The following is a 14,471-nucleotide window of genomic DNA, read 5'->3' on the forward strand; positions in this document are numbered from 1 at the left end:
CACGGTTGCAGCGACTCTACCAGCTCATTCGCTGCTCCAACCCGACTCAGCACGGTTGCAGCTACTCTGACGTCCCATTCGATGCTCCAACCCGACTCAGCGCGGTTGCAGCTACTCTGACGTCCCATTCGATGCTCCAACCCGACTCAGCGCGGTTGCAGCTACTCTGACGTCCCATTCGATGCTCCAACCCGATTCAGCGCGGTTGCAGCTACTCTGACGTCCTATTCGATGCTCCAACCCGACTCAGCGCGGTTGCAGCGACTCTACCGGCTCATTCGATGCTCCAACCCGATTCAGCGCGGTTGCAGCTACTCTGACGTCCCATTCGATGCTCCAACCCGACTCAGCAAGACTGAGTCAGCCTAGATTCTTCAACGCTTTGGTTACGTTACTTCGGGGGCGCTCTACTAGACGGGTTTGACCGACGAGATTGGCCGACCGGATTAGCCGGTGAGACTGATGGGCGGGATTGGCCTACGGCTTCACAGCCGTGCGGATACCGCGTTTAACCCGTCTTAATGTCGACCGAGGTGTCCGCTCCGCTCCAAACTACTTTCGCCGTATCGTGGACTGCGATCAAATCTCTTACCGGCACGTACCCAAAGTTTCCGAATAATAGAGTCGGAAGCGGCTGACCGTTAGCCGTAACGGTTTTATTCGTGAAGCCGATTTTGAGCTGGAGTGCTTCACCCACCGTTCTTGCGGGGACCCAAGTCTGGCCGGAGATTAGGCTTCCCTCGGCAAGCGGTTTGCCGTTAAGCCGGACGGGAATTGTCAGCGGCTCCCGTTGCGGAGGATTCACCGGTTCTGGACGAGCAGCCTGTTCGTCGTATTGCGTCAGACGATTGCTCTGAATAAGGGCGATGATTTTCGAGCCGTATTGCGGATCGGTCGCATACCCGCTCAGACGCAGGGCTTCCGCCTGAATCTCGGGAGTAGGCGCCTTCCTGACGCGTTCGTAGCGAGAGAGCTGAAGCAGCAGATCCTGATCCTTATAGAAATCGTAGATGCTGTCGTAAGCGCGGAACAGCGCCGTCGTATCGACCCTCGCACCGTTCTCGACTTCCCACGTTCCCTTGCGCACATACTGGCCTTTCCAGTAAGCGTTCGTTTGGCCGCTGCCGACCTTAATCCCTCCGAGATTGTTCCAAGGATGCAGCACTCCCCCCGTTTCCAGCAGGTTTTGGGCCAACCTGACAGAAGGAAACAGAGGGGAACCTTCTCTTCTAACCCGGATCGCTATCGGAGCCAATGTGGCGATAAACTCCGCTCTGCTGAGCTTGACCATCGGATCTTTCCTCCCTCTTTTTCGTAAAATGATAGACGCCCGACGCCGTCAATCCGATTACGGAGATCGTCGTGAGTGTCTGCTGAACTTGCTGCGGTACGAGTATGAAGACAGTCGCGATGAGCAGGCTGACGAGGTGGTAGTAGCGGCTCGGCACGCGAAACTCCTTCGCGACGCCTACATATGCGGCGACTATAGGGGCAAGAAGCGCCACCTCATCGGTCATCGAAATCAGTTTGTCCATAGTGTATTCAACCTCCTTGCAGGTTGGTCACGGCCGCAATCACGGCGGCGACGATCGCCCCGACCAGCGTCCGCCACAGCCAACGCTGGTTGTCGGCAATCTCGTCTATCCGCAGATGCGCCGACCTCGTAGACTGCAGCGCTTCAAGCGCCGCATCTCTTGCTGCCTCCGCCGTCTCGCGGACATCGGTCAACGCATCTATCTTCGTCTCCAACCTAACGACGCGCTCCCGAATTTCCGAGAGCACGCGCGCTTCTTCGCTGGACATGTGGCGACACCTCCTGGGATTTAATAGTTTTTTGTGATATTAGTTGAATTAATCTGTGGGGTTAATACGGCCCGGCAAATTTCTACTTCCCGTTCATTCGGACTCCAGTGCCTCATTCAGAATAGCTTCCACTTCCGCTCGCTTGGACTCCGGTACGTCGTCTATCGTTTTGATTCCTTTTCGAATCAGGCTGGCGTAGATTTGTGCCATGGTTTTCAGCTCCTTATTGGGGGGGTATAGACTTACGACCTAAAACTCGTAAATCAATAATCCTATCGCTTCCCGCCCGAAAATACACTCATCAACCTCTGCAACCCAGGCATCGCCCCCGAGTTCGTCTCCACCAGCGTCTCGTAGATTTCCGTCAGTCCCAGCATCACCTCTACGCTCTCCGCTTCGAGCTGAGCAATTCTCTGCTCTGGCGACAATGGCACCGGGGCGTTCCTGATCTCGTCGATTTGCTCCTGTGGCAGCCCTTCGCCCCAGCACTCCGGCCGGATCGGCTCAACGTATGCCGGACGTTCTCCGCGCTCCTCTTCGGGTAGGGCGTACCAACCTGCGAGTTCTTCATCATAGGCCTCGCGGGAGGTGACAAGCGCAGTCTGATAATTGTCCCATAAATTAAAGTCCCATCGGGGCTTAAACAGCCCGTTTGGGACTTTCTCGGCGATGATATATCCAGTTACGATTTCTTCCGGCTCCTCGTCGTCTTCTGCGGGTAGCCGCTCGCGGATTTCCGTCACGCCTGTTTGCGAGAGTGGGACGAGTACAGGTTCGACGTAGTATCCGTCGAGGTCTATTTGTATAGCTGCTTTCATGGTTTCTCCCCCTTAATCCACTCGGTAAGATATGGCGAACATGTAACGAGTAGCCGCCGCCAAGGTTACACCGGTCGGTATTTGAACGGCTCCGCCTGAATTAATTAAAATTGAACCGGCGTCCGCGCCTCCGGATGTACGCATAAGTACCGCGCCCATATGCACGCTCGGTATATACCCCTTTGGTAGATCAGCAATTTTCGTTAACGCTGTGATTACGCCCGACGTGATATCTCCGATCAAAGTAACGATTCCGGTATCGGACTTTGAATATCTTAGCGTCCCCGTCCAATTACTCAGCAAGGTTGCATTGATCCATTGCGGTTGTTGCCTCTGCACCTTCGTGTTCGCCAGGACGGACGTTTCCGTTCGAGCTTCGACAACCTCCCGCACAAGCGATTTTACCGACTCCCGGATGTTCGGTGCATACTCCGCACTGATCGTCTGCGGGGCGATGCCGATCGCATAGGTGTCGAGCGCCAAGTAGGTGACAGAATAGGCGGCGGATGGGTCGTAATAAGTCTTTACGAATGAAGCCGAAAGAGTAACTCCAGTCCACCAATACTTATCTCTCTCTCCATTTCTAAAGACGTCCAGCCACTTACCGACCGTATGCGAAATCCTCCCAGGTGCGTAAAAAGGATTGCTGTGTTGACTCGCTATATAGTAAGCATTATCCGCAAACATTGGATTTGCAACTTCCCGAACAACAATCCCCGTTCCGACCTCGACCTGATTGTCACCCTCATGCAGCATAAGAGCGCCCTCGTATGCGACAGGCTCGTCTACGCTTTGGGCGAGTTGGTACATGAGGCGGTAGGGAGTAAAGCCTTGGTTATTAAAAGTAGTGGGGACTGTTGTCGTTGCGCTACCGTCGTCAACTACTGGGGCTCCCAATGCCGACGGATGCTTAATGCCAACACCGTTGTATAGCTTGAACCACATTTTCGTGCCGCTGCCGCTCCAAGGCGGAAACGATGTATCTGCGCCGTTGCCCATCTTCCATCCCAAAAAATAAGCCTTAATCTCATCTGCTGTAGGTGTGTAGGATTCGCCCCAGCCACTGTCGGTGTCGGCAATACCAATATAAGAATGCAAGCCATCTGTATAGATGGCGTCTACTGTTGGTGGATAAGCTGCATTATTTATGTTTAATATTTTGCCATCATATTTAATGGCAAACATGTTGCCTAGTGATTCATTTATTCCAGATGGACGCGTCACCCTTACAACTTTATATCCAGTGTAGTCCGTGTTATACGCCCACGCCAACGAACCATCCAGTACCATTTCCCGAAACCGCCGCGTCACCCTCGGTTTGCCTTGTCCATCCGTATACAGCCGATCTGCTACACTGCCGTCTACGTTGGAATGGAGGTTGCAATCCGGTAGGTAGAGATAGGACGGTTTCTGCGGCTCGAACGAGAGAGGTTCGGAGCCGACGTTGAGCATGGGATTGAATAAGTGTCCGGTTGATGTAACTAAAAATCCAACTCTCACCCTGTCAATAGGCTTGTCCAAAGTCGTGAACGATTTTGAGTTAATTCCGTCGTTTGTCGCAATTCCTCCGGTTGAGCCGTCTTTATAATGAATATCCAAAAAAACAAAGGCGTTCGCGGAAGTCGCCGACTCAATCGAAAGTGTATAGGTTGTGTTCGGAGAAAGCATCATTATCAAATCGTTCTCTCCGGCGCTTGTCATTTCTATTCTGTATTGTTCTTTAACTACAGTGTTTGCGCTCAAATTCCACTCCGAAAACGGAGGAAGCAGATTCTTCCCCTTATTCTCGATATAGACGGCATTGACGTGCTTCATGTCGTCTACGTAGGGGTACATCATTTCAATCTGCGCAGCGGTCATACCCCCAATAGCTTCATATTCTTCCGCCGTAATCTGATATAGGGAAACTCCATCAACATAGGCTGTTTGTCCTGTCGAACCATTGCAGTCGATAGTAAAGAAATTTCCGGAGTGGAGATCAGACGGTTGCAACCGCATATTGACGCGCGTAAAGGCCGTTGTCGAAGTCACCAGCGCCCCATATATCGCAGTACCTCCACCGTTATTGTCCTTTCGAATCGCGACCGACGATGCCGTTCCAAGCTTCACATACGCAGAGTAAAGATAATGCTTAGCAGGGTTCACCCCGATTGCCGCCGCTGTTTTATTCATACTGGAACTATCCGCCGTGCTAGTGATCTTAATCCCGTTGTTACCAAAAACCTTGTTTGTGGCGTCGAGGCTTAGTGTACCTTGGTATACCGCCCAACCGTTCAAACTCTCACAATTCCCATCCCGACCCAACAAATTAACGAGCGTCCGCCCTTTAATGGTCGGATGTAGTATCGCCGGAACATCCCCACCTTGTACGACCTGGACACCTTGCTTCAGCGTCAATTGATTGAGAGGCTTGTCCGTCAAATGGTCGTATATTTCCGAGATTGCTCCAGCCACATTGGTCGATGACGTAGGGAGGGAATTCAATGGGCCGAGAGCATGATCAACGCTGTCCATATTTTCATTCAAAGTGTTTATACTGACAAATTCACTCTCAAGTGGCTTTATTAATCCGATATTAGTCGTAGATTCCGCCATGTGACCGACTCCTTATGGCTTAGAAATAGTTAAAAACGCTTATGTTATCAGTGTTTGTGAGCATCCACACTACGTCAAAGAAGCCGACAAATTACTCAGCAAGAACGAAATAAGAGGCGAAGGCTTACTTACTTGGTGTCGCTTAATGCTCTCCAGTACTCGCGGGCACCAGCAATGTCGCAGATCAAAATACACACTGTCCGATTACATGCCGAATGTTCTTTTACCCGATGGCTATCCAGTCCACAGCTACTACTTTTGTTAATAGCCAACTAAATCCATCACTCGTTACATTAGGCATATGGGCTGAAGTCAAAAAACCTCCTGACGTATTCGTCGAAAATGCCCTTAAATAGTTGGTCCACATCCATTGGTCAGTTCCGCTAGTAGAAAGAACAACAATAAATTTAGGTGTAAACGGGAGGTTAGTAACAGTAAGTGTGCCAGGAGATACAGACACCGCAGAACCCGAAGCAAATGCCTTCCCCTGTATCAAAGATCCTGCAAGTCCGAATACGCTCTTTCCAGCCAAGATATTAGCGCTGATAAAATTGGGATCATCTAAATACGTGAAGTTTACCCCATTCCAATAGCCAATAGATGGACGGAGATTTAATCTTCCTTGTACTGCAACTGAACCAGTAGCGGGAATATCGTTTCCACTTCTATTTGGCATCGTCCCCGCTGTCCCCGCAATAGTAGTACCCGCAAGCACCTTATCCGCCGGCACAACGACAGCCGCAACTTGCCCGGCTCCTCCATGTTTGCCCGCTGGGATCGCCTGCGCAACTGCTCCCGGAGTAAATGACATATTTCCCCTGTCGACCATCGTTCCCGTCAACTTAGTCCCAGCAGCACCATAAGCCGTTTTGGATGCCAAGATATCCCCCGCTGTAGCGGTAGCATCGCTAGTATCCGGACCTACATGAATTTCTTCAATGTTACCGGCCATCTCTGCAAAACTATCATTCGCGTCCGTCGGAACACCTTTGTCAGTGATCGCGGACGCGATTAGTGCTTTACCGTCACTGACATTTGTAAAAAGCTCCGATATAGCCCCCGCCGCATCCTTAGCCGTCGTCGGCACAGAAGCCATATCTCCTAGCGTCTGATCGATCTTGTCCATATTCGAATTAATAACCGCAACATCCGCATGTTCGTTCTCTACAGGCTTATTAAGCCCAAGATTAGGAGTCGTCTCCGCCATTAGCTCCAGCTCCTTGTCATCACTTCACCCCAGGTGAAGTTACTGAGTTCGCCCCACGTCTTCTGCTTGAGTTCGCTCCACTGCGTGTAGGTGAAGGCGTACTCGACGGCGAGGTGCGCCGGTTTGATTTCTTCGATGACAGCTTTGAGATCGTCCAGGTTGGGCGGAATGCCCCGCGTATCCACGAACTTGACCGTGAACGTGTAGGCTTCCGGCTGAAGCGTTACGTCGACTGTTCCGCCGTCATAGGCTTCGGCTACCGACTTAATCAGGCTGACCGTCACCGTCCCAATACCGCGCATCTTGGACAGAATGACACTCCGTCTTTGCCCGATGGGCTTGGAAGCATCGACTGTAATGCCCAGCTCGTTTTCCCAATGCTCCAATCCCCAAGTCGCCGTCGAGACAAAATATTGCTCAAGCGTGCCGTCAAGCGCCTGCCATAGAGCGTCCAGTTCCTTGCCTTGAGACTCCATGTTGGCGCTCATGACTCTAGAAGTAGCATAATAGTCCGGGAGAAAGGACAACATCTCCTTCCCCCGGACGCTCGTCATCGCATAGTTACTCAATTAAGCTCACCGTCCCGATTACCGCGACTTCGCCAAGCGATAAATCGATATTTTCAATACCGCCATTCACTTTCAAATCTTCGAAATCGACGATTCGCGGAATATCCAGCAAGATCGCCGAAATCCGGTTGTAACGAATGAGAGAGTCAACAAAAGCGAGCTGTTCCAAATACTCCGCCAATCCCGCTTCGAAATCCTCTCGAGCCTGTTCCAAAGTCGATCCGCTTGCCAGCGTCAGCTTGGCTTCTATATTAAGCGGCACTTCGATCGCCGCCTCTACCGTTACCGCAGCGCCGATCGGAGCTTTGCCTTCTCCTTGGCCGATGGCGGGAGAAATATGCTGCTGAACTGCATCCACGATCGTCTGGCTAGGAGCTCTCTTATTGTCATCAAGCACATAGATCCTGACCGTTCCCGGACCGTCCCATAGCGGTTCGACCTGAACCCGGCTTACCCCCGGCGTCTCCAAGGCCCATTGCTGGTAGTCCGCCCGATTGCCGCTCGTACCCGGCTGACGTACCTTCAATAGATACCGCGCAAGCAGAGATTCATCGGACTCTTCATCCGCTCCCCCGGTAATTGCCGCCGTATTCGTAATTCCCGTTACGCCCGTAATCGGCTGGACGAGCAGGCTGACCGCGCCAATCGGAACGTTGCCGCGAGTACCCGGCTCGACCGCTCGAATCGGAATGATCGCCGCGCCTTGGCTATTCAGAACAGTTGCCTCCACCGTTTCATACTCGATAGACGATGTCTCCGTCATCTCATCGGCCGGAGTCGCCACTCTGGAACCAAGGGGAACAACCGCTCCTGCGGTTCCCGTCATTTCAACAGCCCCGGTCGCCGCAACGGCCGGTCGGGGCAGCACACCATGCTCCTCGCACCGCATCCTCAAATACGGCCCGAACGTTGTCCTCGCAAAGCCCCGATCCAGCACCTCGCGCGCCCATTCGGAAGCCCGGTACAACTGATAAGCCGCAGGGGCCAAAGAGTCCCAAATATAAGAGCCTTCCGACTTGTCGAGGTCGGCCGGCACACGCTCGAGCATCCGCGACATAATGTCCTCTTCCGTCTGATCCTGTAAAAATTCCGGTATCGCCGCCATTACACATTCACCGCCATTCCTTCGATTTCCGCTGTTTCGTCATGGATGTTAGAGATCGCACAAGTGAAATAACAGCTTTCACCTCTCCACTCACAAGAGAAACGGTCAACCCTTGCTGTTCGTGGATCACTCATCAAGGTCTCAACTGCAATACGTTTAATCTCCATCTCAATGACAGCCCGCGGCAGGCTGGAACGAATTAACTCTTCGAACTCCTGACCGTAATTCCTTGAGTAGACAAGATGCTTATAACGCTCGGTGAGAAGAGCCTTTCGGCACCATTCGATCCACGCCTCTTTACCCTCACTGCTTGCAACCTGACCAGTCGGTGTCATAATGAACTCTCCAGCATCGAAGTCAAACCGCCAGCTTCTTCCGAAAAAGACTTCTTCTTTCGCCTGCTCCATCGATTCTTCTACCGGCAATTCCGTCGGAAATAAATTAGCCATTTGAGTTCACCACCTTACAAACAATTACGGCATCCTTGCCGCCGTTCACCGGAACGGCCAGCACGCGGTCTCCAGGTTTAATCCCGGCAGACCAATTCAGCCGCACTTCGCCTATTTTTGTCTCATTAAAATCAAAGCGCGTTTGCTGAGAAGGATTACCGCCCCCTATCGGGTTACCAGCTTCATCCACCGGGGCAATCATCGTGCCGATGAGAGCAAAAGCAGGAATCTCTAATTCTGCCATCCACTCCGCCATATAATAGTCCGGTATTTCATATTTGAATGAATCCAGTTTCACGCCCGATCCCGTAAACGTTCCCAACTCCGAGGGCACTCCGGATAGCATTTGGGCCGCAATGCCGGAGAAGCGGCTTTCCAGCGTCGATACTAAACTCTTGTACGGGTCAGCCACCAAAATCCCTCCTGACTTTGCTCTCCGCGGCAAGTTCCAGTTCCATCCGCCCCGGATTGCCCAATTGATGCCTCACCTTAGTTACAATAAGTTCCGAATTGTTCAGGCGAACGCGATCGCCCGCGCGAACCGTATTGATGTCCAGCGCTGTGACCGACATAGTCTCCTGCATGCCGAGCAGCGTTTTGGCTGCAACCTTCCTGGCCTGCTCTACCGTCTCGATCTTGCTGTCCATGATCAGCTTTTGCAGCGTACCGTACTTTTCGATATCCTTTTCCATTACAGCCAGCGTCTTAGCTACCGCGTTTTCACTTTCTTGAGGGCCGATTACTTTGACCTTTGTAATAGCGCCTTCAAGCGTGCGGTTTTGAGTCACCTCTTCGAGCGCTCCCAGCTCCCAAATTACTGAGTTGCCACCAACTTCGAATAACTCAAGACCGCGACTGGTCATTCTTACCCGGTACATTGCGCCACCCTTATCGACTGTTTCCTTCAAATCTTCCATAATCATCGATAAAATCGTCTGGCTGCGCTTGATGTTGCGAGCAAGTTTCTCCCGGGTATCCACAATATTGCCGACCGGGATTCCCCATGACATAGCATATTGCTTAATCCGTTCGGTCGCCGTTTGATTTCCTGGCATGAGACGCTCGTCCTCTGATTTTGCGAGATAGATCGTTTTCTCGTAAGCGGTAATATTAAGGTGCTTGCGACCTGTATTGGAACTGTGGCAATCCCATACAACGGCAGGATTCAATAGATTTTCTTTTTTCGCTCTACCAAAAGGTATACCTGCGATACGAATTTCCTGCCCTGGAGTAATAAACGGCATATCAGGTGTAACGACTAATTTAATGTTGACGCAGTAAGCAATCTCATTCAGCGACTCTTCCAACGACAGACTCTCGACTAACTCACTCAAATCATACTTATTGGCAAGTACAACCTCATAACTCATGGCATCACCAGCTTCTGACCAGGTCTGATCAAGTCAGGGTTACGCCCGATCACCTTCTTGTTGGCATTATAGATGTCCAGCCATTTCGAACTGCTTCCAAGTTCTCGCTTAGCGATTGCGGTCAACGTGTCTCCAGATCTAACCACATATACTTTAGGCACCGGTTTCGTGTCAGGTCGATCAGGTATTTTGGATCTATTCCCAACTTTAATTCCTCGGTAGGTACGAAACGTAATGTCAAAATAGACATCGCCATCCTCTCCGCCCTTAAACGTCGAATCGTGTGCGGTAACAAAGGCTGGTGTATTAATAATTGTCCCAGAAATTATTAATCGAATAGGCGTTTTCCTCATCAGGAGCGAGGTTAATCGGTTCATTGCAACCTGCGGATTCGGATGCTTTGTGGGGTCAAACTGCTTTTTTAGATCCGACTCCCCTTCTTCGCCTCCAGGATTCATTTGGCATCGGCAATAGCTGCTATCGTGCAGTTTGGGAAAAAAAGAAGAGAAGGCAATTTCCTTAACCTTCTCCCCTTGAGTAAGATCGATTTCTCCCAACGACAAAATCGTTGCCGTCTCAAACTGTCTTTCCCGTCGAATTCGCACCTCTTCGGGATTCACCGGAAAAATAAAATCTCCATCGATAGGATCGCGAATAGTAAAGTCCATGCTTTATCACCTTCTTTCGAATTAGGCTAACACTGCGGACTTATTTGTCATGGCTTGCTTTACAGCCAGTGCAATTTTGTGGCCGACATTGATCGATAATTCATCATAATTAATCTCTGTGCCTTGAAACGAAAGTTGCACGGTACCTGGAGGTACCGTCACATAAATTGCATTTGAAACAGTTGACCCCGAAATGTCAGGTTTTTGATTCAACAATGGTTGAGCTTTTGATTCACCTGTGGGGTATGAATTCAATTTAAAATTGGATCCTGGAAATCCAGGATAATAATTCCCATAAAGTTGATAAGGTAACTCTTCAATAAAATTAGTCACATCTTGAGGAATTTTCTTAATATCGCTCATAATGCTATTGAATTTACCGCCTACATCACTTAAAACATCATTGAATTTATCGCCTACATTATTAAAAAAATTCTTGTTAATATCAGTCTGAATTTCTGTTTTCTTCGCAATGTCATCAATCGTTACTCTGGGAATATCGCCGAATGTATCGCCTAAACTATTAAAAAAATGCTTGTTAATATCGATCTGAATTTCTGTTTTTTTCGCAATGTCATCTATCATCCCTCCCGAGTAGACATACCTTCCAGCTTCGCGTCCAAGTTTATCTCCAACCCCACTAAAGTAATACGCCCCAATTGCAGATCCAACTAGCGGTACTCCCAATGCTCCCAGGATTCCTCCTACAGAACCAAACAATAAATATCCCGCAAGTCCTCCTATTTCTTCATAAAGCTTGCCGGTCCGGTCTTCCGGTGGTGCATCGAAGACTTCCATAGTCCGCGTACCGACTTCTAAAGGCTTTGCAAATTTTGTGATACCTTTAATAAACTTTGATAATCCATTAAATTGCCCACTATTTAATGCTAAGTCAAACCTAGTTTCCCTCCCCCCGACATTACGCCAATTACGCAAGATCTCTAAATCATCAATTATCGCTTCTGCATATAAATATTTATCCATTACATTTTTAGCCATAGATGAAAAATTCTTGATATTTCCCCAATCAACATCAAGTGAATTGGAACTATCCGGATGTTCATTGTCGAAAAATTGGCTTTTCTCTTGAAAGAACTGGTCTTTCAGTCCGTTACTTGAAATCATCGCAATAGGATTAAAGTCAGATCGCTTAGGATTCTCAGAAAGTACATTCTCCGACACTGCACCTAAAGAAAGAGTCGCAACTTGCCCATTTAATCTATACAGATTTTTTGCTATCCTCTCGGTCTGTGGTATTACTCTTTCCGTTAATCGTGGAACAGGATTAGCTCGTATACGTCCCAACTTCTCCGTCCGCCTTTGAAGCCTCTCCAAATAGTTGTCGATAGTCTTAAATGTCTGCTCTGTGTGAGCTAATCCATCAGCATTAATCGCCACTTCTTGTCGATTTCCAGCCACATCCTCACCTTCCTTTCCCCGCCGACATTTTGCTTTCCGATTCCCACTCCAGCTCCATACTAGCCATCAGGAACAACTGCTCGCCGCGAGGCAGGTTCCAGAACTCTCCGGGGCGCAGGTGGTGGCGAACCCACAACGCATGAATCATGCCGGCGAGCGCCCCGGATCGGATTAGTTTTTTACGTCTTCCAGTTCTGTATTAAAGCCGGATAGATCAAGCACGACATCGCCCAGAGCGGAAAGTTCGCCCGCCAATAAAATACGCTTGATCACTTCTTCAGCGCTGCTGGCCGAAAACTTGGATAGAAGTTGAGGGTTACCCCAGTTTGGACTCACGGTCGAAGCAGCAATAAGCGACACGTTGAACATTTCTTCATCCAAATGTGTAGTCGTCTGACCACGCCGCTCTTTGCGCTCCGTGCAGCGTTCGCGGATGCTAAATACCTGCTTGCCGGTCAAACCGCGCAGCTTCACCGGAATGTCCAGCCGCTCCAGGCGGACGGTGCGCTCGGGGAGCGTGTCGGCGCCAAGCAGCCGCTGCAAAATCTGTTCATCGGTCAATTGTTCCAAAGACATGTTTTCGTTCCTCCTTTTCTTAACCCGCTACGATCGGATCGAGCAGACGATACCCTTCGAAGGTGAACGCCGTCTCTTCCGCGACTTCCTCGCCGGCCGTCCAGTTCGCCAACTGGATTTTGTCCGGCACGCAATTGAGCAGTTCGATGCGCTCGAAGCCGTAAGCCTCCGGATCGGACAGCTTGTTGATGATGTTGAACTTGGCAAAACCGCGGCTGATCATATCGCTGGTCACCTTGTAACCGCTCATCGTGCCTGTGCCCTTCTTCGTGCCGAGCTTGTGAACGGTCCATTCCATGCCCGCCAGCTTCAGCTCCCGCTTCTCCACCTCGACGGAGGCTTCCAGCTTGTTGATATTCGTCTGCCACACCCCGTCGATAAACACTTGCCCGTACGTCCCGAGAATCGCTCTTGTCGGATCCATCATGTTCCTCGTTCCCCCTTATCGCACGATAAACGTGCTGAAAATTTGTTCCATAACGTCCGTCAGACGAGCTTCCCATTTCAGGAAAACCTGGTCCGGCTCCGGCGTGAATTCCGGATCGACGTATACGTCGTAGCCTTCGGCTTCGATGACGCCCGCTTGGGCGAGAGATTGCATGTATTGCTTGCAGGCGCTGATCAAGGCCAGTCGGCCTTCCTCCGAGTTGTTCACCTTACCGATATAAGAATCCTCGGCCGTCCGCTGCAGATCGGAGTTAATGCTGTCCATCACGCGGATCGTGCGGATTTTTTTCCACGGATTGTTCTGGCCTTCGCGCAGCGTGACGAGGCTGTTGATTCCCCGAAGCGCTTTAACGAGACGACCGTCATGTACGAGCAGGAAAACCCCGCCGCGAACCGCCTGCTCCTGTTCCGCCCTTGTCCAGCGACGCGTCACGTCCTCGAACGGAGACGGAGCATACGTGACAGACTGGCTCAGTCCTTGGCCTGCGATCAGGCCGGCGACATAAGCGGCTACTTGAGCGGAGCTGTAGACCGCGTCTCCAAGCTTCGCCCCCGTCGCGACGTTAACGATGCCTTCGTGATTCAGCGCAGCGCTGCGAGCAATGGCTTTCGCGACCGCGTCGGCCGCCGTATCGTCCGCAGCAGAGCCGCCGAGGACGGCGATTACACCTTTGCCTTCGTTGCGCAGACGGCTAACCCAAGCCGACACGCTGGCATGAAGAGAAGCGTCGGACACGCCGTCCAGAGCGATCACGTTAAATTCCTGCGTCTCGAAAGCGGCCAGCGCGTCCAGATAGTCCGCATTCGCCAGGCCGGAAATTCCGGAATCCCCACCGCTCAGAGAAACGCCGGATACGTTGGCGAGTACGCCGCTGCCCTCGGCCAATTTCTCGGCTGAAATCCACAGGTTGCCCGAATCGCTGTTAATGGCGTCCGCCGCCGCTTGAATCGAATCGCCGTCGAACGTAAACGTCCGCAGAAGCGTCGTGCCTTCGAACAGCTTCAAGTCTTTTTTCGCCGCGTCGACCGCATTGGCTTGAACCGTCGCCTTAAAACCGTTGCCCCGGGCGCCCGGATACTTCGCCGTCAGCTTCAGCACGCTCGCCGGAGTTCCGGCCGTATCGGCCAAAGTCAGCTCGGAAGCGGACGCGCCGCTTGCCGCCAGGCGATAGGCGATAACCTTCTTCGCCCCGCCGAGCAGAGCCAATCGAATCGCGCGGTATGCAGTTGCTCCGTCCGCTTCCGATCTCGTGAACGCGTTCGCCGCTTCGGCTTCGCTGGCAATTTCCACGAATCCGTTAACCGGGCCCCAATGCGCTCTTACCGGGACAATCGCCGTTCCTCTTGCTCCCGGTTGAATCGCGGCCGTCGCCGCTGCCCGAAATGTCATATAAAATCCCGGCAATACTGGTTTGTCCGTCGTGCTCCAAGTTCCTCCCGCCATC

At 51.3% G+C, this 14,471-nt stretch carries 18 protein-coding genes; all 18 read right to left on the bottom strand.

Translation table 11 applies throughout. From position 1 onward, the window contains the following. Positions 1-508: 508 nt before the first annotated feature. The 18 genes from B0G52_RS29790 to B0G52_RS29865 all read right to left on the bottom strand — a co-directional run bounded on the left by B0G52_RS29790 (position 509) and on the right by B0G52_RS29865 (position 14,470). Complete coding sequence (locus B0G52_RS29790; protein ID WP_094050067.1) at positions 509-1,291, bottom strand: glycoside hydrolase family 73 protein; 783 nt, start codon at positions 1,289-1,291, stop codon at positions 509-511. Further along, on the bottom strand, positions 1,230-1,535 hold the full coding sequence (locus B0G52_RS29795) for a hypothetical protein (protein ID WP_094050068.1): 306 nt from the start codon (positions 1,533-1,535) through the stop codon (positions 1,230-1,232). Before B0G52_RS29795 ends, B0G52_RS29790 begins: the two co-directional genes overlap by 62 nt. 7 nt (positions 1,536-1,542) lie before the next feature. Beyond that, positions 1,543-1,803 carry a hemolysin XhlA family protein gene (locus B0G52_RS29800; protein WP_094050069.1) on the bottom strand — a complete coding sequence of 87 codons (261 nt, stop codon included), beginning with the start codon at positions 1,801-1,803 and terminating at the stop codon, positions 1,543-1,545. Between the two features lie 93 nt (positions 1,804-1,896). Beyond that, a complete protein-coding gene (locus B0G52_RS35420; RefSeq protein WP_143762672.1) occupies positions 1,897-2,013 on the bottom strand; it encodes a CD1375 family protein in 117 nt (38 codons plus the stop codon). 62 nt (positions 2,014-2,075) lie between these two features. After that, a complete protein-coding gene (locus tag B0G52_RS29805; protein ID WP_094050070.1) occupies positions 2,076-2,621 on the bottom strand; it encodes a hypothetical protein in 546 nt (181 codons plus the stop codon). 12 nt (positions 2,622-2,633) lie between these two features. After that, a complete protein-coding gene (locus B0G52_RS29810; RefSeq protein ID WP_094050071.1) occupies positions 2,634-5,216 on the bottom strand; it encodes a hypothetical protein in 2,583 nt (860 codons plus the stop codon). 223 nt (positions 5,217-5,439) lie between these two features. Next, a complete protein-coding gene (locus B0G52_RS29815; RefSeq protein ID WP_094050072.1) occupies positions 5,440-6,423 on the bottom strand; it encodes a hypothetical protein in 984 nt (327 codons plus the stop codon). Further along, positions 6,423-6,977, bottom strand: coding sequence for a YmfQ family protein (locus B0G52_RS29820; RefSeq protein WP_094050073.1), 555 nt, complete (start codon positions 6,975-6,977; stop codon positions 6,423-6,425). The genes B0G52_RS29815 and B0G52_RS29820 overlap by 1 nt, the downstream gene beginning before the upstream one ends. A gap of 7 nt (positions 6,978-6,984) precedes the next feature. Continuing rightward, positions 6,985-8,097 (bottom strand): baseplate J/gp47 family protein, encoded by a 1,113-nt coding sequence (locus B0G52_RS29825; protein WP_094050074.1) that lies wholly within the window; start codon positions 8,095-8,097, stop codon positions 6,985-6,987. After that, a complete protein-coding gene (locus B0G52_RS29830) occupies positions 8,097-8,546 on the bottom strand; it encodes a DUF2634 domain-containing protein (protein ID WP_094050075.1) in 450 nt (149 codons plus the stop codon). Before B0G52_RS29830 ends, B0G52_RS29825 begins: the two co-directional genes overlap by 1 nt. Continuing rightward, positions 8,539-8,958: a hypothetical protein gene (locus B0G52_RS29835; protein WP_094050076.1), complete on the bottom strand. Its 420-nt coding sequence runs from the start codon at positions 8,956-8,958 to the stop codon at positions 8,539-8,541. Before B0G52_RS29835 ends, B0G52_RS29830 begins: the two co-directional genes overlap by 8 nt. Next, entirely contained in the window at positions 8,951-9,916 is a 966-nt protein-coding gene (locus tag B0G52_RS29840; protein ID WP_094050077.1) for an XkdQ/YqbQ family protein, read from the bottom strand. The genes B0G52_RS29835 and B0G52_RS29840 overlap by 8 nt, the downstream gene beginning before the upstream one ends. Further along, positions 9,913-10,584 carry a LysM peptidoglycan-binding domain-containing protein gene (locus B0G52_RS29845; RefSeq protein ID WP_094050078.1) on the bottom strand — a complete coding sequence of 224 codons (672 nt, stop codon included), beginning with the start codon at positions 10,582-10,584 and terminating at the stop codon, positions 9,913-9,915. The genes B0G52_RS29840 and B0G52_RS29845 overlap by 4 nt, the downstream gene beginning before the upstream one ends. A gap of 21 nt (positions 10,585-10,605) precedes the next feature. Further along, entirely contained in the window at positions 10,606-12,003 is a 1,398-nt protein-coding gene (locus B0G52_RS29850; protein ID WP_094050079.1) for a hypothetical protein, read from the bottom strand. A 4-nt stretch (positions 12,004-12,007) separates the two neighbouring features. Beyond that, positions 12,008-12,151, bottom strand: a complete 144-nt coding sequence (locus tag B0G52_RS36010; protein ID WP_198960756.1) for a hypothetical protein — start codon at positions 12,149-12,151, stop codon at positions 12,008-12,010. A 23-nt stretch (positions 12,152-12,174) separates the two neighbouring features. Continuing rightward, positions 12,175-12,579, bottom strand: a complete 405-nt coding sequence (locus B0G52_RS29855; protein ID WP_094050080.1) for a phage tail assembly chaperone — start codon at positions 12,577-12,579, stop codon at positions 12,175-12,177. A gap of 19 nt (positions 12,580-12,598) precedes the next feature. Beyond that, the gene (locus B0G52_RS29860; protein WP_094050081.1) at positions 12,599-13,006 is read right to left on the bottom strand and encodes a phage tail tube protein; all 408 of its coding nucleotides are present in this window, start codon (positions 13,004-13,006) and stop codon (positions 12,599-12,601) included. A 15-nt stretch (positions 13,007-13,021) separates the two neighbouring features. Further along, positions 13,022-14,470, bottom strand: coding sequence for a phage tail sheath family protein (locus B0G52_RS29865; RefSeq protein ID WP_094050082.1), 1,449 nt, complete (start codon positions 14,468-14,470; stop codon positions 13,022-13,024). Position 14,471 lies beyond the last annotated feature (1 nt).

The sequence above is a fragment of the Cohnella sp. SGD-V74 genome, from assembly GCF_003001675.1.
GTDB lineage: Bacteria > Bacillota > Bacilli > Paenibacillales > Paenibacillaceae > Cohnella.